At 70.9% G+C, this 20,360-nt stretch carries 19 protein-coding genes; 6 read left to right on the forward strand and 13 right to left on the reverse strand.

Going from position 1 to position 20,360, the window contains the following annotated elements:
• Positions 1–103 precede the first annotated feature (103 nt).
• The 5 genes from ACVMLK_RS03065 to ACVMLK_RS03085 are packed head-to-tail and all read left to right on the forward strand — an operon-like array spanning position 104 to position 5,504.
• On the forward strand, positions 104–1,570 hold the full coding sequence (locus ACVMLK_RS03065) for an ATP-binding protein (RefSeq protein ID WP_457485590.1): 1,467 nt from the start codon (positions 104–106) through the stop codon (positions 1,568–1,570).
• Positions 1,567–2,880 (forward strand): sigma-54-dependent transcriptional regulator, encoded by a 1,314-nt coding sequence (locus ACVMLK_RS03070; protein WP_457485591.1) that lies wholly within the window; start codon positions 1,567–1,569, stop codon positions 2,878–2,880. Before ACVMLK_RS03065 ends, ACVMLK_RS03070 begins: the two co-directional genes overlap by 4 nt.
• Positions 2,881–2,910: 30 nt before the next feature.
• A complete protein-coding gene (locus tag ACVMLK_RS03075; protein WP_457485592.1) occupies positions 2,911–3,360 on the forward strand; it encodes a tripartite tricarboxylate transporter TctB family protein in 450 nt (149 codons plus the stop codon).
• Positions 3,360–4,877, forward strand: coding sequence for a tripartite tricarboxylate transporter permease (locus ACVMLK_RS03080; RefSeq protein WP_457485593.1), 1,518 nt, complete (start codon positions 3,360–3,362; stop codon positions 4,875–4,877). Before ACVMLK_RS03075 ends, ACVMLK_RS03080 begins: the two co-directional genes overlap by 1 nt.
• A 9-nt stretch (positions 4,878–4,886) precedes the next feature.
• Positions 4,887–5,504 (forward strand): DedA family protein, encoded by a 618-nt coding sequence (locus ACVMLK_RS03085; protein WP_457485594.1) that lies wholly within the window; start codon positions 4,887–4,889, stop codon positions 5,502–5,504.
• A gap of 105 nt (positions 5,505–5,609) precedes the next feature.
• Here the strand turns inward: ACVMLK_RS03085 and ACVMLK_RS03090 are convergent, their stop codons facing one another.
• The 8 genes from ACVMLK_RS03090 to aqpZ form a co-directional block, all read right to left on the reverse strand.
• Complete coding sequence (locus tag ACVMLK_RS03090; protein ID WP_457485595.1) at positions 5,610–7,919, reverse strand: molybdopterin-dependent oxidoreductase; 2,310 nt, start codon at positions 7,917–7,919, stop codon at positions 5,610–5,612.
• A gap of 94 nt (positions 7,920–8,013) precedes the next feature.
• Positions 8,014–8,853, reverse strand: a complete 840-nt coding sequence (locus ACVMLK_RS03095) for a CHAP domain-containing protein (protein WP_457485596.1) — start codon at positions 8,851–8,853, stop codon at positions 8,014–8,016.
• Between the two features lie 216 nt (positions 8,854–9,069).
• Complete coding sequence (locus ACVMLK_RS03100) at positions 9,070–9,420, reverse strand: RidA family protein (RefSeq protein ID WP_198367740.1); 351 nt, start codon at positions 9,418–9,420, stop codon at positions 9,070–9,072.
• A 125-nt stretch (positions 9,421–9,545) separates the two neighbouring features.
• Positions 9,546–10,526, reverse strand: coding sequence for a Gfo/Idh/MocA family protein (locus tag ACVMLK_RS03105; protein WP_457485597.1), 981 nt, complete (start codon positions 10,524–10,526; stop codon positions 9,546–9,548).
• A complete protein-coding gene (locus tag ACVMLK_RS03110) occupies positions 10,523–11,857 on the reverse strand; it encodes an MFS transporter (protein ID WP_198367738.1) in 1,335 nt (444 codons plus the stop codon). Before ACVMLK_RS03110 ends, ACVMLK_RS03105 begins: the two co-directional genes overlap by 4 nt.
• Entirely contained in the window at positions 11,791–12,120 is a 330-nt protein-coding gene (locus ACVMLK_RS03115) for a hypothetical protein (protein WP_198367737.1), read from the reverse strand. Before ACVMLK_RS03115 ends, ACVMLK_RS03110 begins: the two co-directional genes overlap by 67 nt.
• 84 nt (positions 12,121–12,204) lie before the next feature.
• Positions 12,205–12,720: a hypothetical protein gene (locus ACVMLK_RS03120; protein WP_457485598.1), complete on the reverse strand. Its 516-nt coding sequence runs from the start codon at positions 12,718–12,720 to the stop codon at positions 12,205–12,207.
• Between the two features lie 101 nt (positions 12,721–12,821).
• On the reverse strand, positions 12,822–13,595 hold the full coding sequence (aqpZ, locus tag ACVMLK_RS03125; RefSeq protein WP_457485599.1) for an aquaporin Z: 774 nt from the start codon (positions 13,593–13,595) through the stop codon (positions 12,822–12,824).
• A 102-nt stretch (positions 13,596–13,697) separates the two neighbouring features.
• Here aqpZ and ACVMLK_RS03130 point away from each other — a divergent pair, with 102 nt between their 5' ends.
• Entirely contained in the window at positions 13,698–14,963 is a 1,266-nt protein-coding gene (locus ACVMLK_RS03130; RefSeq protein WP_457485600.1) for an amidase, read from the forward strand.
• Positions 14,964–14,969: 6 nt separating this feature from the next.
• Here ACVMLK_RS03130 and ACVMLK_RS03135 read toward each other — a convergent pair whose 3' ends face one another.
• From ACVMLK_RS03135 to upp, 5 genes are all read right to left on the reverse strand, one after another.
• On the reverse strand, positions 14,970–15,833 hold the full coding sequence (locus tag ACVMLK_RS03135; RefSeq protein WP_457485601.1) for a lysophospholipid acyltransferase family protein: 864 nt from the start codon (positions 15,831–15,833) through the stop codon (positions 14,970–14,972).
• A complete protein-coding gene (locus ACVMLK_RS03140; RefSeq protein ID WP_457485602.1) occupies positions 15,826–17,241 on the reverse strand; it encodes a cytochrome P450 in 1,416 nt (471 codons plus the stop codon). The genes ACVMLK_RS03135 and ACVMLK_RS03140 overlap by 8 nt, the downstream gene beginning before the upstream one ends.
• A 51-nt stretch (positions 17,242–17,292) precedes the next feature.
• On the reverse strand, positions 17,293–18,351 hold the full coding sequence (locus ACVMLK_RS03145) for an alcohol dehydrogenase (RefSeq protein ID WP_457485603.1): 1,059 nt from the start codon (positions 18,349–18,351) through the stop codon (positions 17,293–17,295).
• 78 nt (positions 18,352–18,429) lie between these two features.
• Positions 18,430–19,602, reverse strand: coding sequence for an acetyl-CoA acetyltransferase (locus tag ACVMLK_RS03150; protein WP_457485604.1), 1,173 nt, complete (start codon positions 19,600–19,602; stop codon positions 18,430–18,432).
• Between the two features lie 45 nt (positions 19,603–19,647).
• Positions 19,648–20,349 (reverse strand): uracil phosphoribosyltransferase, encoded by a 702-nt coding sequence (upp, locus tag ACVMLK_RS03155; protein WP_457485605.1) that lies wholly within the window; start codon positions 20,347–20,349, stop codon positions 19,648–19,650.
• Positions 20,350–20,360 lie beyond the last annotated feature (11 nt).

Consider the following 20,360-nt stretch of genomic DNA (forward strand, 5'->3'; position numbering starts at 1 on the left):
CGCTTGCAGAAGGCCGGGCATGCGCCTGTCGCCTTGTCCCCGCCATCGCCTGCCCGGCCGCTCCTCCCCGAGAGCGGGATGGCTCGCGCCGGCCTGGGTGATGATGGCCATGCGTCCTCCGCAGTCCCCCGCCACCGGACCCGCCCCTTCCCGGGACGACGCCCGCGCCCTTCCCTCACCGCGCCGGCGCTGGACCATCGCTGTCCGCCTGCCCGTGCTGGTGGGGCTGGTCGTCTTCATCTCCTCGGTCAGTACGACCCACCTGGCCATCCATGTCATGGAAGGCGAGCTGGACCGCGAGGTGGAGCGGCTGGCGGATGTCTATATCGACAGCCTGTCCGGCGTCGCCCTTCCGCCGCTCCGGGCCGGTGACTTCGCCGCGCTGGAGGCCACGCTGGAGCGCGGCATGGGCTTTCAGCGTGGCGTCAGCGACCTTGCCATCGTCGTCGCCGACCCGAACGGCCTGACGCTGGCCCGCGCCGGCCAGCCGATCGGCCAGCCGCCCATGGCCTACGGCGTGATCGGCGTTCACTGGTCCCTTAACGAGCGCGGCGACATGGCCTGGGCCCAGAGGGAGTTGCTGGAGGATGGGCAGGTGGTGGCCCTGGTTGCCGCGCAAATCGCCTTTCCGGAGCAGGCCGAGCGGCGCCGGGGGCTGACCCTCGCCCTGATGCTGGTCGATCTCCTGCTGGCCGCCGTCGCCGCCCTGCTGGCCATCTTCTTCTCACGTCACCTGATGCGGCCCTTCCTGGCCGTGACGGCGGCACTCGACCGCGCGGCCGCCGGACACTTCGATTCCCTTCCGGTCAACACGCGGGACAGCGAGGCCAGCCGGCTGGCCTCGGCCTTCAACCTCATGGTCCGGCGCCTGCGCGAGCGCGAGGAGCTGGCCACCCGCCTGGCCGAGCGGGAACGCGCCGCCGTGCTGGGCCGTCTGGCCGCCAGCGTGGCCCATGAGGTCCGCAATCCCCTGGCCGGCATGCTGACAGCGCTCGACACCATACGCCGGTTCGGCGAGGCGCCGGCCCCGCGCGAACGGGCCGTCGATCTGGTCGAGCGCGGCCTGCGGCAGATCGAGGCGGTGGTGCGCACCACCCTGGCGACGCACCGCCAGGGAGAGGCCGGCCGGCCGCTCTCAGCGGAGGATCTCGAGGATCTCAAGCTCCTGATCATGCCGGAGGCCCGCCGTGGCGGCGTGCAACTCGGCTGGCGGATCGATCTGCCCGCAGCCTTTCCGACGGATGCCCTCCGCCTCCGCCAGCTTCTGCTGAACCTGTTGTTGAACGCGGTGGCCGCGACACCGCCGGGCCGGCGGGTGCTCCTGGAGGTGCGGCAGGAGGCGGCGGCGCTCGTTCTCTCGATCGAGGATGAAGCCGGGGGCCTGCCCGAGGAGGCCGGACGCCGGCTGTCCGGACGCGCAGGCGAGGCCCGCCAGGATGGCGGCGGCCTCGGCCTGGACATCGCGGCGGAACTGGCCGCCGCCCTCGGGGCGCGCATCGACATCGTGCCGCTGCAACGCGGCAGCCGCATCACCGTCCGGATCCCGCCGCGGGAGGAGAACGAGCCATGACCGCCACCCCCCGTTCCGTCGTGCTGATCGAGGACGACGCCGTCCTCGGTGAATCGCTCCAGCAACGCCTGACGCTGGAGGGCGTGGAGACACGCTGGGCGCGCAGCGCGCGGGAGGGCGAGGCCATCCTCCGCCGCCACCGCCCCAGCCTGATCGTCTGCGACATCCGCCTTCCCGACGGCAATGGCGAGGAACTGCTGACCCGGCTGATGCCGGAGCTGGGCGGCACGCCGATCATCGTCGTCACCGCCTTCGGAGACGTGGCCCAGGCGGTGCGGCTGTTGCGCGCCGGGGCGGACGACTACGTGGAGAAGCCCTTCCCGGCGCAGCTGCTGATCGACAAGCTCGCCAGCTATGCCAGCTGGGTGCCGCCGCAGGCGCCGCGCAGCAACGGCGCGGGCTGGCGCTCGCCGGCCATGCAGACGCTCCGCCGCCATCTGCTGAAGCTCGCCCGCGTCGATACGACCGTGCTGCTGGGCGGCGAGAGCGGCGCGGGCAAGGAGGTCGCCGCGCGGCACTTGCATGAGGCCGGCCCGCGTGCCGCGGCGCCCTTCATGGCGGTGAACTGCGCGGCGCTGCCGGCGGACCTCCTGGAGAGCCAGGTCTTCGGCCATGAGCGAGGCGCCTTCACCGGCGCCCTGGATCGCCAGCTTGGCATGGCGGAACGGGCCGGCGACGGCACCCTGTTCCTGGACGAGGTGGCGGAGCTGGGGCCGGCCTCGCAGGCCAAGCTGCTGCGCCTCTTGCAGGAGCGCCGCTTCACCCGCCTGGGTGGCCGGGAGGAGCACAGGCTCGGGGCGCGGATCGTCGCCGCCAGCAACGCGGATCTGCGCGCCCGCGTGGCCGAGGGCCGCTTCCGGGAGGATCTCTACTATCGGCTCGCCGTGGTGGAACTCACCGTGCCGCCCCTGCGGCAGCGGCCGGAGGATCTCGGCGAACTCGCGGCGCATTTCCTGCAGCACTTCTCCTCGGCGCTGGGCCGCGAGGAGCCGCAGATGGGCGCCGAGATCTTCGACGCCCTGATGGCGCACGAATGGCCGGGCAATGTGCGCGAGCTGCGCAACCGCATCGAACGCGCCATGGTCCTGTCCGAGGGGCCGCGCCTGCAGCCGGGGGATCTCTTCCCCGAGCGCCAGCCGCGCGAAGCCCCACCCCTGTCCCTGTCCGAAGCCCGGGATGCCGCCGAGCGTGAGCATATCCGACGGATGCTGACCCGTAGTGGCAATCGCGTCGGCGACGCCGCGCAGTTGCTCGGCATCTCCCGCACCACACTCTGGGAGCGGATGAAGCGGCTCGGCCTCAAGGGCTGAATGTCACGAGAACACCCTGGGAGGGTTCGTTTGAGAAGCGCACGCGATTACACCGATATCATCGGCGGGCTGTTGCTGATCGCCGGCGGCACCTGGTTCATGCTCTATTCGACCGGCTACAGCATCGGCAGCCTGCGCCGCATGGGGCCTGGCTATTTCCCCATGGTCATCGGGGGGCTGGTGCTGCTCTTCGGGGTCCTGGTGCTGTTGCCCGGGCTTTTCCGCGCCGGCCAGCTGCCCCGGCCTGAATGGCGGCCGTTCCTGACGATCAGCGCCTCGATCCTGCTCTTCGCGCTCATCGTCGAGCGGTTCGGCCTGATCCCCGCCACCGTGGCCCTGACGCTGGTCGCGGCGGTGGCGGACAATCAGTCCCGCATCCTGCGCACCGTCATCCTCGCCGCCGCCCTCTCGGCCGTTGCCGTCGGGGTCTTCACCCAGGGTCTGGGTATCCCCATTCCCGCCATCCGGTGGTCCTACTGATGGATATGTTCGCCAATCTGGCGCTGGGCTTCAGCGAGGCCTTCGCACTCCAGAACCTGCTCTACTGCTTCCTGGGTGTCTTTCTCGGCACCTTCATCGGCGTGTTGCCGGGCATCGGGCCGCTGGCCACGATCTCCATGCTCCTGCCGCTCACCTTCTACGTGCCGCCCACGGCCGCCCTCATCATGCTGGCCGGCATCTACTATGGCGCGCAGTATGGCGGCTCCACCGCCTCGATCCTGATGAACCTTCCCGGCACGCCCGCCGCGGCGGTGGTCTGCCTGGACGGCTACCCGATGGCCAAGCAGGGCCGCGCCGGCGTCGCGCTCTTCATGACCACGATCGCCTCCTTCGTCGGTAGCACCATCGGCATCGTGGTCCTGACCGCCTTCTCGCCGACCCTGGCGGGCGTCGCCCTCGCCTTCGGCCCGGCCGACTACTTCTCGATGATGCTGCTCGGCCTGGTGGCCGCCGCCGCGCTGGCCCAGGGATCGCCGGCCAAGGGCATCGCCATGGTGCTGGCGGGGCTGGCCCTCGGCATGGTCGGCACGGACGTGCAGACCGGGCAGCAGCGCTTCACCTTCGACATTCCCCAGCTCGCCGACGGCATCAGCCTGGTCGCCCTGGCCATGGGCCTCTTCGGTGTCTCCGAGGTCATCACCAGCATCATGCGCATGCGGGAGGTGAGCAGGCAGAAGCAGGAGAGCATCACCCTCCGCTCCATGGTGCCGACGAAGTCGGATGTGCGGCAATCCTGGCGCGCCATGCTGCGGGGCAGCGGTGTCGGCTCCTTCTTCGGGACCCTGCCCGGCGCCGGCACCACCATCGCCTCCTTCATCGCCTATGCGGTGGAGAAGCGCCTCGCCCGCAAGCCGGAGCGCTTCGGGCAGGGTGCGGTGGAGGGCGTCAGCGCGCCGGAATCCGCCAGCAACGCCTCGGCCCAGACCGCCTTCATCCCGACCCTGACGCTCGGCATCCCGGGTGACGCGGTGATGGCGCTGATGCTGGGGGCGATGATCATCCAGGGCATCCAGCCCGGCCCCCGCCTCGTCACCGAGCACCCGGAGCTGTTCTGGGGCCTGATCGCCAGCTTCTGGATCGGCAATGTCATGCTGGTCATTCTGAACATCCCGATGATCGGGCTCTGGGTGCGCATGCTGCGCATTCCCTACGGCATCCTCTATCCCGCCATCCTGCTGTTCATCTGCATCGGCGTCTTCAGCGTCAACAACAGCGCCTTCGACGTGCTGCTGGTGATGATCTTCGGCATCGTCGGCTATGTCATGGTGCTGCTGAAGTTCGAGCCCGCGCCGCTGGTGCTCGGCTTCATCCTTGGCCCGCTGATGGAGGAGCATCTCCGCCGCGCAATGCTGCTCTCCCGTGGCGATGCCATGGTCTTCCTCGAGCGGCCGATCAGCGCCAGCTTCCTGGCCCTGACCTTCGCCCTGCTGGCCTGGTCGCTGTTCTCCGCAATCCGGTCGATGCAGCAACGACCCCGGACGGCCGCGGCGCGGTAGCCGGCACGGATGCAGGAGCACCTCCTTCCCGCGCTGGCCTGGATCGAGGCCCGCCAGGACTGGGCGGCGGTGGTGGTGTTCCTGCTCGCTTTCCTGGAATCCCTGCCGCTGCTCGGCTTCTTCATTCCCGGCTCGGCCCTTCTGCTGGGCGTCGGGGCCCTCGTCGCCGCCGACGTCCTGCCGGCACTTCCGGTTCTCGTCGCGGCCATGCTGGGCGCGGCGCTCGGCGATACGTCCGGCTACCTGCTGGCACGCTGGCTGGGGCCAGGGCTGGTCCGGCGCCACCTGCCAGGCCGGTGGCGCCGGACTTATGCCCGATCGGTCCTGGGCTTCCGGCGCTGGGGGTGGTGGGCGGTCTTCATCAGCCGCTTCTTCGCCCCGCTGCGGGCCTTCATTCCCGTCGTGGCCGGCCTTTCCGCCATGTCACCCTGGCGGTTCCAGAGCGCCAACATTCCCTCGGCCCTGATCTGGGCGCCGCTGATCCTGCTGCCGGGCCAGGCCGCCAGCTGGTGGAGCGCCGCCTCACCGGCCTGGCGGGAGGCCGCGCCCCTTTCCGCCGGCCTTCTGGCGGCGGGCACCCTGGCCCTTCTGATCCACCGGCGCCGCCGCCGGACGGATGCGGCGTGACGTCGCGATGGCCTCGCTCTCGCGCCAGCCGGAGATGGCCCCGAACCGCCCTCCACGCGCCGATTGGCCCACCGACGAAGCCGATCTCCCGGCTTGCCGGCGCAGTCAGGCAGCTCCTCCGCGGACCGCCTCGACGCGCGGGCGCGGCGGGGCGTGAACCGTCACTCCGGGGGCGGGGCCCTCGAAGGCCTCCACCTCGACCAGGCAACTCTGCGCCGAGCAGCCCTGGCCGAGGCGCGAGGTGCCCACATCCCGGGTCAGCACATTCGGGTTTCCGTGCACGTCCAACCCGCCCTGCGGGTCCCACCAGGCCCCCGTTGCCATCGCCACCACGCCGGGCCGGATGCCGGCATCCAGGCGAAGCCCGGCGAGGCTGGCGCCGCGGTCGTTGTGGACGCGGACGATGTCGCCATCCGCCAGATCGCGCGCGGCGGCATCCTCGGGGTGCATCAGCAGGGGCTCGCGCCCCTGGATCTTGCTGGCCGCCGCCACCGGGCCGTTGTCGAGCTGGCCGTGCAGCCGCGTCGCCGGCTGGTAGGAGAGAAGGTGCAGCGGATACCGCCCGGCGAGCGGCGCCCCGAGATACTCGCTCGGCTCCTGCCAACGTGGATGGCCGCCGATCTCGCCATAGCCGAAGCCGGCGATGGTCTCGGAGTAGAGTTCGATCTTTCCCGACGGCGTGTTCAGGGGATGCGCCACGGGATCGGCGGCGAAATCCGCGAAGAGGACGAAATCCTCCTCCGGCGACGGGATCTCGACATGACCCTCCTGCCAGAAGCGGTCGAAGTCCGGCACCGTCTCACCCAGCCGCCCGCAGGCCTGGCGCCAGCGCTCATAGATGTGGCGCAGCCAGGCCGCCTCGTCTCGCTGCTCGGTGAAGCGTTCGCGGAAGCCGAGATGCTCGGCCATGTCGGCCAGCATGTCGTGGTCGTTCCGGGCCTGGCCAAGGGGCGCGATGGCCTGGTGCATGGCGCGCACGAAACGGTCCGAGGAGGAGGAGGCGATGTCGTTGCGTTCCAGCGTCGTCGTCGCCGGCAGGACGATATCGGCGTGGCGCGCGGCGGCGGTCCACCATGGCTCCTGAACGACGATGGTCTCGGCGCGGTTCCAGGCGCGCAACAGGCGGTTCAGATCCTGATGGTGATGGAAAGGGTTGCCGCCCGCCCACCAGATCATGCGGATGTCCGGCAGCGGGATATCCCGCCCGTTGTACTGCAGGATGCTGCCCGGCCGTTCCAGCAACTCGGTCACACGCGCGACGGGAATGGCGATGCCGCCCGGATTGCGCACGGCGGGCATCGAGACAGAAGGCAGGTGGCGGCGCGGCGTGCCCATGCCGTTCATCGAGCCGTAACCGAAGCTCACGCCCTGCCCCGGCTTGCCGATGCCGCCCAGCATGGCCGCCAGCGCCACCAGCGCCCACCAGGGCTGCTCGCCATGCTCCGCGCGCTGCAGCGACCAGGTGGCGCCGAGCATGCTGGGCGCCGAGGCCAGATCAAGCGCCAGGGAGCGGATGCGCCCGGCGGGGATTCCGGTGATCGGCGCGGCCCATTCCGGCGTCTTGGCGACCCCATCGCTCTCGCCGAGGATATAGGGCCGCAACCTGTCCCAGCCGACGCAATGGCTGGACAGGAAGCCGCGGTCCTCGCGGCCCTCCCGCAACAGCGCATGGGCCATGGCGAGGAGCAGGGCGGTGTCCGTGTTGGGCCGGATCGGCACCCATTCGGCGTTGAGGAAGTCCGGCGCGTCGCTCCGCAGCGGAGAGACGTTGATGAACCGCACCCCGGCCGCCACCAGCCGCCGGAGCCAGGGAATGTATTCATGCGCCCCGGCGCCGCCGGAGGTGACCAGCGTGTTCTTGAGCGGCAGGCCGCCCAGGCAGAACATCACCCGGGTGTGCTTCTCCAGGCTCGACCAGTCGGTCACCGGCCCGTGCACGACCTCGTTGGTGCCCAGGATATGCGGCATCAGCGTCATGCCGGCGCCGTAGGAATAGTTGGTTACCTGGGTGGTGAAGCCACCGCCCAGCCCCAGGAAGCGATGCAACTGGCTGCGGGCATGATGGAACCGGCCGGCGGAGGACCATCCGTAGGACCCGCCGAAGATCGATGCGTCGCCATGCGCCTGGCGGATCCGACGGGTTTCCTCGGCGACCAGGCGGATCGCCTGGTCCCAGGGCACGGGCACGAAGTCGCGGTCGCCCCGCTCGGAGCCCCGGCGCTCGCCGCGCAGCCATCCGGCACGGACATGCGGACGATCGATGCGCGCGGCGGACTGCACCACGTCCGGGACCGCCTGGATCAGCGCTCCCGGTTGCGGATCATGCGCGAAGGGCCTTACCCCGACGAGGCGCCCATCCTCGATGATCGCGTCGAAACTGCCCCAATGGGCCGCATGCGGCCTGTATTCGCGCATCCACCACCTCACGTCAGGGGGCGGAAGATAGCGGCGGCGACGCCATCAGGGCAACGTGGCCCGGAGGATGTGCACCGGGGGCGAGGACCCCGCCTCAGCGCGCCGCGGCGTCCAGGTTGAGGTCCTGCACAGCACCTTCGAGGTGGCCGGCATGCGCGCTGGCGGGTGCCTCCGCCAGTTCCTCGCGGCCGCTGGCATTGGTCATGATGACCTCGGAGGGTCGGTTGTAGATGAAGCCATTGGTCGGATAGACGCGACCATAGGCCTCGCCTCCACGGCCGACCTGCACGCGGACCGCGGTCCAGTCGTTGCGGTCCGAGACGTCGAGCACGGAGACGCCGCGCATGATCGTTCCCTTACGGATGCCCGGCCCTTCCCAGTTGGCGTGATCGATCAGGATCTCGCGCGCGCTGACCACCTGCGACACCGCCGCGACGTGGCCGAGACGCATGCCGCCGGTGGCCTTGAAGCTCAGCACCGCGCCCCGCTCCGGCCGATGGCCGCGCGAATAGACGCCGGCCGCGCCGGCCCACCAAGTGTGAGCATTGCCGACGATCTCGACCCCGCTGACCGCCCGCGCATAGGGCACGCAGGAGACGCCGGTCGCATTCGGCGGATAGCCGCTCGGCAGAAGAAAGGCGCCCTGCCGCGACACCTGCATCTTGCTGGCCTGCGGCTTCGCGCTGCGCAGCGAAGCCTGTTGCAGCGCCGGGCGCTGCTGCTTGACGCCGTCCCGTGCATTTCGACTGGACGTGGCTTCGGCCCCCACCGAACCCACCGTCATTACTCCCAGCAGGATGGCGGCGACTGCCGCCGCGCTTCCAGCACGCATCCTGAAATGACCCCCGATCACTCTGTCCCCCACCGCGCTTTCGACGCGGCCCGATGGCGGTAGCAAGAGCGTGAAGGGATCGGCAATGCCGACGTCCGACATGGAGCGAAACACGGCGTGATTTGTCGTTTCGCGTGCCGCAATACAGGAAGTATTAAGAATACTATCCTGCAAATAAATGAATTCAATGCCTAAGACACAGTGTGGTGGCAGATTGGCAACAGGTGCAAAACCGAACGATTCCCGGACCTTCGCCTATAAAGCGAAAATGGCGCTGGAAGTTTCCAGCGCCATCTCATCAAGCCGTGATCCGGCGGCTCAGCGGCAGGCGGTGACCATGATCTCCACCAGGTGGCGCGGGTCCGCCATATTGGCCTGCACGCAGGCACGGGCCGGCGCGCCCTCCTTCGGCAGCCACTCGACCCAGAGCTTGTTCATCGCCTCGCGGTCGCGGATGTCCTTCAGCCAGATCTGGGCCTGCAGCAGCCGGGTCTTGTCGGTGCCGTGACCTTCCAACGCGGCGTCGATCTTGGCCAGCACCTGCTGGGTCTGTCCCAGGACGTCCTGGGACAGGTCGTCGGCCGTCATGCCGGCCAGGAACACGAAGCCATGATACTCGACAGCCCCGGAGAGAACCGGATTGCTCTGGTGACGGGTAATCTTGCTCATCGCTTCCACCTGCTCCCGAAATCGGCCCGGGTCGGGCCGGATGGCGCGCGCCGGAGATCGGCGGCGCGCGATAGGATGCCGGCGCTTCTAGGATGCGGGCGCCGCTGCCGCAAGAGAGGGGCCGATCAGGGCACCGCCCGGCCGCCGCCCGAGGCCGCCGCGGCGATCATGGTCTCGAAGACCGAAACGCCGTGCACCGCCTGGTCGAGCGGCAGCGGATAGGCGGCATCGCCCCGCACGGCCGCGGCAAAAGCCGCGAGTTCCGCGCGCTCGATATCCACCTTCGGGAAATCGCGGACGAAGCCGTCGCCCTCGCGGGGTCGATAGACGAGGTGCTCATGGTCGCTCAGCTCGGCCCAGCCTTCCGAGCCATAGAGCGCCACGCGCCAGCAGCGGGGGGCATAGGCCAGGGTGGCGAAGGTTCCGGTGGCGCCGCTGGTGAAGCGGCAGAGCATGGCGGTGGTGTCGTCCAGCCCGTTCTCCAGCACCCGCGCCGTGCTGTGCACGGTGACCTCGGTGATAGGGCCGGCCAGGTTGATCATCATGTCGATCATGTGGATGCCCATGCCGCCCATGCCGCCGAGCGGGCTCTCGTGCCGGTCGGCGCGCCACATGCCGGGCCTGTAAGCGATCGCGCCCGGCCCGCTGAACTGGCCCTCGACATGCAGCAGGGTGCCGATGCGGCCATCCCCCAGCATCGCCCGCAGCTCCGCCACGCCAGGCAGGAAGCGCCGGTTGTGCCCGAGCGCCAGGACCACGCCGGCTTCGCGGCAGGCCGCCACCGCCGCCTCCGCGCTAGCCTTGCTCAGGGTGAAGGGCTTCTCGACGAAGACATGCTTGCCCGCCCGCGCCGCCGCGATGACCTGCTCGGCATGCTGGCCATGCGGCGTGGCGAGGACCACGGCCTCGACCTCCGGATCGGCCAGCACCGCCGGGTAGTCCGGCAGGAGGCGGATCCCCTTCGAGGCCGCCCAGTCGCTCGCCTTCTCCGGCGTGCCGGTGCTGCCGGCGACGAAGCGGATGCCGGTCCCCGCCTTGTCCTGAACGCTCTCCACCAGGGTGCGCCCCCAGCGGCCCATACCCACGATCGCGGCCCGCAAGCTCATCGGTTCTCTCCTCCATCCGGCGGGCTCTCCAGCTCCGCCTCGATTCGCCGGTAGCGGGTCATGCCCCAGGCGAAGGCCAGCAGCGCGAGCAGCACGCCGACCAGGGTCGGGATGCGCAGCCCATAGGCCTCACCCGCCGCGCCGAGCATGATGGCGCCGAGCGCCGGGCAGGCCCGGGTGATCAGCCCCCAAAGGGCGAGAACCCGTCCCCGCATTTCCGGCGCCGCCGCCGTCTGCGCCAGTTGCTGCACCGAGATGCCGTGCAGGGAGGCGGTGGCGCCGATCGCGGCGGCGCAGAGCAGGCCGACCCCGAACCAGCCCGTTGCCACGAAGCCCGCCGTGGCCAGGGCCTGCAGCAGCCCGCCCAGGATGGCGATCCGCGTCGCGCCGGCGATCCGGCCCCGGGAAGCGAGCCAGAGCCCGGCCACCAGCGCGCCGATGCCGAAGCAGGCGGTGAGCATGGCGAGCGATTCCGCGCCCCGTCCGAACAGCCGCTCCACATAGGGCGGCAGCAGTTCCTGCACGCCGCGCAGCAGGATGCCGAGGCTCGCGGCATAGAGCAGCAGCGGCCCCAGCCCCGGGTGCCGCGCCACGTAGCGGATGCCCTCCGTCACCTCGCTGAGCAGGCTGCCGGTCGCCGGATGGCCGCGGCGATGCGCCGGGTCCACCGACAACATCGGCATGGTGACGACGGCGCTGAGATAGGCCACCGCATTGCAGGCCACCGCCGGCGCCACGCCGAAGCCGGCGATGACCGGCCCTGCCAGCGCCGGGCCGATGAAGCGGGCGATGTTGAAGACGAGGGAGTTGCAGGCGACGGCCGCCGGCAGGTCGCCAGGTCCGACGACCCCCGGCATCAGCGTCTGCCGCGCCGGCTGGGCGAAGCTGGCGGCGGTGCCGCTGATCAGTTCCAGCACCAGCAGATACTCGATCCGCATGGCCCCGGTCGCCACCAGCGTCGCCACCGTGGCGGCCTCGAGCCCGATCACGGCCTGGGAGATCGTCGCCAGGCGCAGCCGGTCCACCCGGTCCGCGATGGCGCCGGCGATCGGGCTGATGACGGTGGCCGGCGCCAGGTCGCAGAAGGCGACGAGGCCGACCCAGAGGGCGCTGTGCGTCATCTCCCAGGCCAGCCAGGCCACCGCGATCCGGTGCATCCAGAGGCCGGTCCAGGAGATGAAGCTGGCGCCGAAGAAGATCCTGGCGTTGCGGCTGGCGAGGGCGCGCGTGAGGGCCCCGAAGGGCGAGCGGAACAGAGGCAGGGTCAGGAACCCCGGCCGGCTCCCGGGCTGCCGCCGGACGGACCCGAATCCCGCGCGTTGCGCAGGCATTCATCGATCATCCGGTCCTGCTCGAAGCGCGCGCCCAACTGGCTGCGCTCGAGCGGATTGCCGATGAAGGCGCCCGTGCCGATGCGCGATTCGGCCTCATCCACGCGCATGGTCTGCCCCCGCTCGCGGAAGCGCATCTGGCGTTCGACATCGGCGCGGCAGGCGCGGGCCGCCGCCGAATCCGCCTGGCGCTCCTCGCCATCGCGCGCGGGCATCGCGCAGGCGGTGGACAGCAGCAGCAGGGGAAGGACTAGACGTTTCATGGCGCTCTCTCCGGCAGGACCCCGCATGGCGGTGGAGAGCGGCGCGACGAACCCCGGCCGGCCTTCAGGCCTGCCCGCCATTCCTCACCCGCCACCGCCCGCGATGCGATGGGACAACACTCGCTTCATGCCGGTTTCGTCGAAACGGGCCGCCGCGTCCAGCCGCTGCGTCGCCGCTGCCGACAGCAGGGCCGGGTGCAGCTCGATTCCGTCGGTGGCGATGGCATAGAGACCACTCATCCAGCGGGCGCGACCCAGCAGTTCCACGAGGGCCAGAAGCCGCAGGCACAGCGCCACGCCCGCCACGGTGGACAGGCTGAAGGCCCGGTCCACCGCTTCCGCCCAGCATGCGGCGTCGGCATCGGCCAGGGAGAGCACAGGGCCGCCCTGGAAGACCAGGGTGCGGTGCGGGCCCCAGGCTTCGGCCGCCGCCGCGGCGCGCGCCGCCTCCCAGGCCTGCGTGAGCGCCTGGGGAGAGACCGCGGGCAGGGATTCGGGCGTGCCTGGGACGGCATAATGCAGGACGCCGTCCTCGGAGAGGGCGACGCGGATGGGCTGGCCCGCCTGCGACGTGCCGCTGTGACGAAAGCCTGAGGGCATCCCTGGAGAATGGGGCGGCGGCCGCCGGGATGCCAGCCCCGGCACCCCGGCTCCAGCACCCCAGCCCCGGCGCCCCGGCCCCGAAACCGCCGGGGCCGCGCCTACTCCGCGGGCGCGCCCGGCGTGGCGATGTGCGGCCGGTCCGCGGAGGCGGGCTCGCTGCCGAGGATGCGGGCCATGACGCCGCCGAGCACGCCGCCCAGCAATGGCGCCAGCCAGAACATCCAGAGCTGGCCGAGATAGGCGCCGCCGGCCATCAGGGCCGGGCCGGTGCTGCGCGCCGGATTGACCGAGGTATTGGTCACCGGGATGGCGATCAGATGGATCAGGGTCAGGCCAAGCCCGATGGCGATCGGCGCGAAGCCTCCCGGTGCACGCGGCGCGGTGGCGCCCATGATGATCACCAGGAAGAAGAACGTCGCGACAACCTCCATCAGGAAGCAGGCCATGGCGCTGTACCCGCCCGGGCTGAGCGTGCCATAGCCGTTGGAGGCGAAGCCGGCCACCTCGAAGCCTGGCTTGCCACTGGCGATCAGATAGAGCACCGCCGCCGCGACCACGGCGCCGACGACCTGCGCCGCGACATAAGGGAGGATGTAGCTGGCGGGGATCCGGCCGCCGGCCCAGAGACCCAAGGTCACCGCCGGATTGAAATGCCCGCCCGAGATATGCCCGACGGCATAGGCCATGGTCAGCACCGTCAGGCCGAAGGCCAGGGCGACGCCGAGGAAGCCGATCCCCAGTTCCGGGAAGGCCGCCGCCAGTACCGCGCTGCCACAGCCGCCGAACGTCAGCCAGGCCGTACCGAGAAATTCCGCCGTCATGCGCCTGTTCATGTCCATGACCCGCGCGTCTCCGGTTTGTTGCGAATACATTCTTATTACGTATCCGCATGAACCTCCAGCTTCTCGCGGCGTCGGCCGATCTTTTGCGCGAAAGGGGCTGGGCGCGGCCATGGCTTTGGCTAGCATCGTCCCATGAGCCATCCCGCCGACCTTCCCGCCACCGAAGCCGCCCGGCGCATCGCCGCCGGCCGGCTTTCCCCGGACGAACTCGTCGAGGCCTGCCTCGATCGCATCGCCAGCCGCGAGGACACCGTCCGGGCCTTCGCGACCCTCGACCCCGCCCTGCCCCGTGCCGCCGCGGCGCAAGCCGGAGCCGGAGCCGGCGCGCTGCGCGGCCTGCCGGTCGGCGTGAAGGATGTGCTGGACACGGCGGACCAGGTGACCGGCTACGGCTCGCCCATCTGGGACGGCCATCGCCCCCGCGCCGATGCCGCGGCGGTCGCCCTGACCCGCGCCGCCGGCGGCATCGTCATGGGCAAGACGGTGACCACGGAGTTCGCGACGCGCCGGCCGGGCCCGACCACCCATCCCCACAATCCGGCCCATACGCCGGGCGGTTCCTCCCAGGGTTCCGCGGCCGGGGTGGCGGCCGGCTTCTTCCCCCTGGCCTTCGGCACGCAGACGGCCGGCTCCGTCCTGCGTCCGGCCGCCTATTGCGGCATTGCCGGCTTCAAGCCGAGCCATGGTCTGATCCACCGCGGCGGCATGAAGGTGATGAGCGAGAGCCTCGACACCATCGGCCTCTTCGGGCGCGGCGCCGCCGACTGCGCCCTGTTCCTGGAGGCACTGACCGGCATCGCGGCCATGCCGGGCCCGGAGGCGCCGCCACGCATCGCCTTCTGCGCCGGGCCGGCGGCGGAGCGGCTCAGCCCCGAGACCCATGCCCTGCTGGAGGAGGTCGCCGGGCGCTGCGCCCGGGCCGGCGCGCGCGTGACGCGCATCGCCTTGCCGGAGGCCATCGTGAAGGCCGACGAGGCGCATCCGGTGGTGATGCAGGGCGAGAGCCTGCAGGCTCTGGCCTGGGAGCGCGCGCACCACCGGGAGGCCATCTCCGCGGGGCTGAACGAGAAGCTCGACTGGGCCGCCAGCATTCCGGCCTCCGGGCTGGCCGCCGCGCGCCGTGCCTTCGCGGAAGGTCGCGCGGCCTTCCGCGCGCTCATGACGGACCACGACATCCTGCTGACGGCGGCCGCGCCCGGCGAGGCACCGGAAGGGCTGGGCGCCACCGGCGAGCCGGTCTGCAACGCGGTGTGGACGGCGCTGCACGGCCCCTGCATCAGCCTGCCGGCCGGGACGGGGCCGAAGGGCCTGCCGCTCGGCATCCAGCTCGTGGCCCCCGCCGGCGCGGATGCGGCGCTGCTCGCCTGGGCCTGCTGGATCGAGGCGCGGCTCGGCTGAGCCGCCTTAGCAATCCGGGCGAAAGGGATAGAGCATGAACCACTGCTCGAGATTCGCCCGGATCACCGGTTCGATGACGGCCTCCAGCGCCGCCTGATCGCGGGCCGCGTCACCGCTCATCGGCACCGGCGGCAGGAAATGCGCCTCGAACCGGGGGCCGGGCCGGCGCAGCGCGAAGCCCGGGACCACGGGGACCCCGGCCTTGCGCGCCAGGCGCGGCACCAGGGCGATATTGCCCCCCGGTGCCGGTGGCCGGCCGAAGGCCGGGGCGTTCACACGGCCATGCAGGTACTCATCCACGAAGATGCCCACGAGGCCGCCCTCCCCGAGAACCCGCAGGGCCTGGCGGGGCGCCATGGTGGAGGCCGGGATGGCATCGTTCCTCACGCGCCGCCGCGCCCGCACGGCGATGGCGTGCTGCGCCGCGCTGCTCGGCGGCTGATAGATGCTGCAGCCCCACAGGCCCATCCCCGTCACCGCCGCATTCAGCGCCTCCCAGTTGCCGAGATGAAGCAGGGCCAGGATGACGTTGTTGCCGGGGAGGTTCTCCCGCCCGACGATCTCCACCCGGCCTTCCTCCCAGAACCGGTCCATGCAGGAGAACTCCGCCATGGTCCGGCCGATCTGCAGGAAGTTCCGCAGCGCCAGGTCGTGCCGGCCCGCCGCGTCGAGATCGGGGCGAAGATGATCGAGCGCCGCCACGGCGCGCCCGATCTTGCTCCTGTGCCGGCCATGCGCGCCGAGCCGGGCCAGCCCCGCCCCGAGATCCGAGACCCACGGCGTCGGCAGCCTGCGCATGCCCTCGTGCAGGGCCAGGTCCTTGCCGTTGTCGAGCCATCGCAGCAGCCGCCGCGCCCGCCCCTCAGCCATGGCGCGGCTCCAGCAGCATGGGCAGCCGGTCCCCCGGCCGCAGGGTCAGGCGACAGATCGGATAGACCGTCGTGCCCGGCACCAGCCGGGGCGTGACGGCGCGGCAGAGCGTGGCCAGGCAGAGCACCGCCTCGGTCAGGCCGAAGGCCGCGCCGGTGCAGACGCGGGGCCCGATGGCGAAGGGAATCCAGGTGTAACGCGGCTTGGTGGCGGCCTCCCCACCGGCCAGGAAGCGTTCGGGGATGAAGGCGTCGGGCTGGCTCCAGAGCTTGCGGTGGCGATGCAGCAGCCAGGGCACGGCCAGTACCAGCGAGCCCTTGGGCACGCGCCGTCCCGCGATGGTGGTCTCCGCCACCGCCTCGCGCGCCAGCAGCGCGACGGGCGGATAGAGGCGCAGCGTTTCCTCCACCACGGCCCGGGTGAAGGCGAGGCCCGCCATGTCGGAGAACCGCGCCGCCGGCCCGGGCAGGGCATCGGCCTCCGCCTGGACGCGTGCCAGGGCGGAAGGCGACTGGCTCAACAGGTACCAAGCCCAGGCCAGGGTATTGGCGGTGGTCTCATGCCCCGCCATGAAGAGCACGGCGGCCTCGTTGCGGAAGGCTTCCCGGTCCATGCGCCGGCCGGTGGCCGGATTGACGCCCTCGGCCATGGCACGGATCAGGCTGGCCTCGCCCTCGCCCGCGCCGGACAGGATGCCGGCGATCAGCCCGTCCAGCACCGATTGGATACGCCGGCTGGCCTGCCGTACCCGGCGCGGTTGCCAGCGCGGCATCCAGTCCGGCAGGCCGAGCAGCGACAGCAGGTCGGTCTGCCCGACGGCGCGCTGGTACTCGGCGAAGGCGCCGACCACCGTGGCGGCCGCATTGCCGCCGAGCTGGCGGCCGAAGATGGTGCGGCAGATGATCTCCGCCGTCAGGTGACCCATCTCGGCCAGCATGTCGATCGGCTGCGCCGGATCCCGCGCCCGCCAGGCCGCGGCACGCTCGCCGGCCGCCTCGGTGATCGGCGGCGTCAGGGAGGCGAGGCGCGAGACATGGGTGACGGGCGCCACGACCCGCCGCCTTTCCTTCCACAGCGCGCCATCGCTGATGAACAGCCCGTCGCCCAGCAACGGGCGCAGGGCATGGCGCATCTGCGGCGACTTGCGCTCGATATCGAGGGCATGGTCGACGAAGGCTTCCTGCACGGTGGCGGGGCTGTTGCAGAGGAAGATGTCGCGCAGCAGGATCCGGCGATGTGCGAAGTCCTGCTCGAAACTCGGCTGTGGCCAGATGTCGAGGAAGGACCGGCGCAGCGCCCACAGGAACTCCGGCAGCGGCGCCAGTCGTCGGGGGCGTGGCGGATGGGGCGGAACGAAGGGCTCCGCCAGGCCGTCAGGGCCAGGAATGATTGAGGATATGGAGTCCACCGGCACCGCCTGGTTGCAGTGCCGGCAGGTTAACAACTTATTCTAGAGGCGTCACGTCGAAGCGAGAATGACCCGCCCGCGCACCTTCCCATCCCGCAGGCGGTTCAGCACGTTGTTGACCTCGGAAGGCGGGACGGTCGACACCGGCAACGGCTGCAGCTTGCCCTCCTGCGCCAGCCCGACCACCTCGCGCAGATCCTGCGGATTGCCGACATAGCTGCCACGGATGCTGAGCGCCCGCGTCGCCATCAGAGGCAGCGGCACCACCATCTCGCCGCCGAACAGCCCGACCTGGATCAACTGCCCGCCCTTCGCCAGGGCATCGACGGCGAATCGCGCCGTGGAGGTGCCGTTGACGAGATCGATGATCGCGTCCACCGGCCCGCCGCAGGCGGCGATGACGCGGGCGGCGGTGTCCTCGCCGGCGGCCTGCACCGTATCGGTGGCCCCCGCCTGACGCGCCCCCGCCAGCTTCTCCTCCGAGATGTCGACGACGCAGATGCGCTTGTGGCCGAGGGCCTTCAGGATCTCGATGGCGTTCAGGCCGAGGCCGCCGGCGCCGATGACGACGATCGGCTGGTCGGGCGCCATCGGCATCACCTTGCGGATGGCGGAATAGACGGTGATGCCGGAACAGGCATAGGTCGCCGCGACCGCCGGATCGAGCCCGTCGAAGGCCACCAGATGCTCGGGCTTGCGGGCCAGCACATGGGTCGCATAGCCGCCGTTCTGGAAGACGCCGAGGCTCAGCGGCTTGACCTGGCACATGTTGTCCTGCCCCGCCTCGCAGCGCGGGCAGGTGCCGCAGCCGAGCCAGGGAAAGACGATGCGGTGGTCGCCGACGGCGACGCCCTTGGCCTCGGGGCCGAGCTTGACGACCTTGCCGATGATCTCATGGCCCATGGCCAGCGGCAGCTTCACGCCGCGTTCCGTGAGCGACATCGCGCCGCGGCTGCCCATGTCGTAGCTGCCTTCCCAGATATGCAGGTCGGAATGGCAGACGCCGCAATGGGTGACCTCGAGGAGCACCTCCTCGCCCTTCGGCTCCGGCGTCGGCATCTCGATGTCCTGCAGGGGCTTACCACATTCGACCACGGCCCAAGCGCGCATATGACGTTTCTCCTGTTCGGCTTTCCGGACAGGCCGATGGGACGCCGCGCGGCGTCCGCGGTCAAGATCCCGTCCCGCTCATTCCGGAAGGCGGTCGAGGATGGAGACGTAATTCGCCACCGCCGTGCCGCCCATGTTGTAGACGCCGGCGATATCGGCGCGGGGCAGTTGCATGGCGCCCGCCTCGCCGGCCAGTTGCATCGCCGCCATCACGTGCATCGACACGCCGGTGGCGCCCACCGGATGGCCCTTGGCCTTCAGTCCGCCGGAACGGTTGACGGGCAGGCGTCCGTCGGCCGCGACCCAGCCCTCGGCGATGGCGCGCGCGCCCTGCCCGGTCGGCACCAGCCCCATCGCCTCGTATTCGATCAGTTCGGCGATGGTGAAGCAGTCATGCGTCTCGACGAAGGAAAGATCGCCCAGGCGCAGGCCGGCCTGCTCCAGCGCCCGCCCCCAGGCGATCTCCCCGGCCTCGAAACGCGTCGGATCGCGCCGGGACATGGGCAGCAGATCGTTCACCTGCACGGCGGCACGGAAGCGGATCGCCCGGCCGAGGCCGCACGCCGTCTCCGCATCGGCCAGCACCAGGGCGGCCGCGCCATCCGAGACCGGAGAGCAGTCGGTGCGCTTCAGCGGGCCGGCGACCGGCGGGTTGCGTTCGCTGGGATGGCGGCAGAAGTCGAAGCCGAGGTCACGCCGCAGCTGCGCCAGGGGATTGTCCAGCCCGTTGCGGTGGTTCTTGGCGGCGATCATCGCCAGGGCGTCCGACTGGTCGCCGTGGCGCTGGAAGTAGGCTTCGGCGATGCGGCCGAAGACACCGGCGAATCCGGCCGGGATGCCGCCTTCCTCGCGGCGGTAGCTGGCGCCGAGCAGATTGTCGCCCACCGCCTCGGCGCTGGCGGCCGTCATCTTCTCGACGCCGATCACCAGGGCGATGCGGCCCCGCCCGGCGCCGATGAAATCCCGTGCCGCGTGGATGGCGGCCGAACCGGAGGCGCAGGCGTTCTCGCAGCGCATCGCCGGCTTGAAGCGCAGCTCCGGCACCGCCTGCATGGGCAGGGAGGACGGGAAGTCCTGCTTCGAGAAGCCGCTGTTGAACTGGCCGAGGAAGACCCCGTCCACCTCCGCGGGCGACACCCCGGCATGCGCCAGCGCGGGGCCCGCGACCCGCGCGATCAGGCTTTCGGCGTCCGGGTCGTCCAGCCTGCCGAAGGGCGAATGCGCCCAGCCGGCGATGCAGATCCCGTCCATGTTGTCCCTCCCCTGCAGAAGGCGGCGCGGGAGGCGGCCGGCCGCCTACTTGGTGCCGTAGAGCCGGTCCCCGGCATCGCCAAGGCCGGGACGGATATAGGCATGCGCGTCCAGTTCGCGATCCACCGAGCAGGTGAAGACCGGCACCTCCGGATGCGCCTCGGCCAGCACGCCGATGCCCTCGGGCGCGGCCAGCAGGCAGGCGAAGCGGAGCTGCTCGGCGCCCGCCTCCTTCAGCCGCGCCAGCGCCGCGGCGGCGGAGTGGCCGGTCGCCAGCATCGGGTCCACCACGATGACCAGCCGTTCCGACACGTCCTCCGGCAGCTTCAGGTAGTACTCCACCGGCACCAGCGTGTGAGGGTCGCGGTAGAGGCCGATATGGCCGACACGGGCCGAGGGCACCAGGTCCAGCATGCCTTCCAGGATGCCGTCCCCGGCCCGCAGGATGGAGACGATGCAGAGCTTCTTGCCGGCCAGGATGGGCGCCTGCATCGGCTCCAGCGGCGTCTCGATGCCGGTCGTCTCGATCGGCAGGTCGCGGGTCAGCTCATAGGCCATCAGCAGGCTGATCTCGCGCGCCAGGCGGCGGAACTCGCCGGTCGAGGTCTGCTTCTGGCGCATCAGGGTGAGCTTGTGCTGCACCAGCGGGTGGCGGATCACCGTGACTTGGCCGGGGACTTGGCCGGGGACCTGGCCAGGGACCTGGCCGGAGACCTCCTGGTCGGGGATGGCGGCGGGCTCGGACATGGCAGGACGAT

Source organism: Teichococcus aerofrigidensis, from assembly GCF_054073225.1.

Bases quoted from the DNA above. Each gene is read 5' to 3' on its own strand.
- ACVMLK_RS03065 (WP_457485590.1), top strand. From the start codon at position 104: ATGGCCATGCGTCCTCCGCAGTCCCCCGCCACCGGACCCGCCCCTTCC.
- ACVMLK_RS03070 (WP_457485591.1), top strand. From the start codon at position 1,567: ATGACCGCCACCCCCCGTTCCGTCGTGCTGATCGAGGACGACGCCGTC.
- ACVMLK_RS03080 (WP_457485593.1), top strand. From the start codon at position 3,360: ATGGATATGTTCGCCAATCTGGCGCTGGGCTTCAGCGAGGCCTTCGCA.
- ACVMLK_RS03085 (WP_457485594.1), top strand. From the start codon at position 4,887: ATGCAGGAGCACCTCCTTCCCGCGCTGGCCTGGATCGAGGCCCGCCAG.
- ACVMLK_RS03090 (WP_457485595.1), bottom strand. From the start codon at position 7,919: ATGCGCGAATACAGGCCGCATGCGGCCCATTGGGGCAGTTTCGACGCG.
- ACVMLK_RS03095 (WP_457485596.1), bottom strand. From the start codon at position 8,853: ATGTCGGACGTCGGCATTGCCGATCCCTTCACGCTCTTGCTACCGCCA.
- ACVMLK_RS03100 (WP_198367740.1), bottom strand. From the start codon at position 9,420: ATGAGCAAGATTACCCGTCACCAGAGCAATCCGGTTCTCTCCGGGGCT.
- ACVMLK_RS03105 (WP_457485597.1), bottom strand. From the start codon at position 10,526: ATGAGCTTGCGGGCCGCGATCGTGGGTATGGGCCGCTGGGGGCGCACC.
- ACVMLK_RS03110 (WP_198367738.1), bottom strand. From the start codon at position 11,857: ATGCCTGCGCAACGCGCGGGATTCGGGTCCGTCCGGCGGCAGCCCGGG.
- ACVMLK_RS03115 (WP_198367737.1), bottom strand. From the start codon at position 12,120: ATGAAACGTCTAGTCCTTCCCCTGCTGCTGCTGTCCACCGCCTGCGCG.
- ACVMLK_RS03120 (WP_457485598.1), bottom strand. From the start codon at position 12,720: ATGCCCTCAGGCTTTCGTCACAGCGGCACGTCGCAGGCGGGCCAGCCC.
- aqpZ (WP_457485599.1), bottom strand. From the start codon at position 13,595: ATGTATTCGCAACAAACCGGAGACGCGCGGGTCATGGACATGAACAGG.
- ACVMLK_RS03130 (WP_457485600.1), top strand. From the start codon at position 13,698: ATGAGCCATCCCGCCGACCTTCCCGCCACCGAAGCCGCCCGGCGCATC.
- ACVMLK_RS03135 (WP_457485601.1), bottom strand. From the start codon at position 15,833: ATGGCTGAGGGGCGGGCGCGGCGGCTGCTGCGATGGCTCGACAACGGC.
- ACVMLK_RS03145 (WP_457485603.1), bottom strand. From the start codon at position 18,351: ATGCGCGCTTGGGCCGTGGTCGAATGTGGTAAGCCCCTGCAGGACATC.
- ACVMLK_RS03150 (WP_457485604.1), bottom strand. From the start codon at position 19,602: ATGGACGGGATCTGCATCGCCGGCTGGGCGCATTCGCCCTTCGGCAGG.
- upp (WP_457485605.1), bottom strand. From the start codon at position 20,349: ATGTCCGAGCCCGCCGCCATCCCCGACCAGGAGGTCTCCGGCCAGGTC.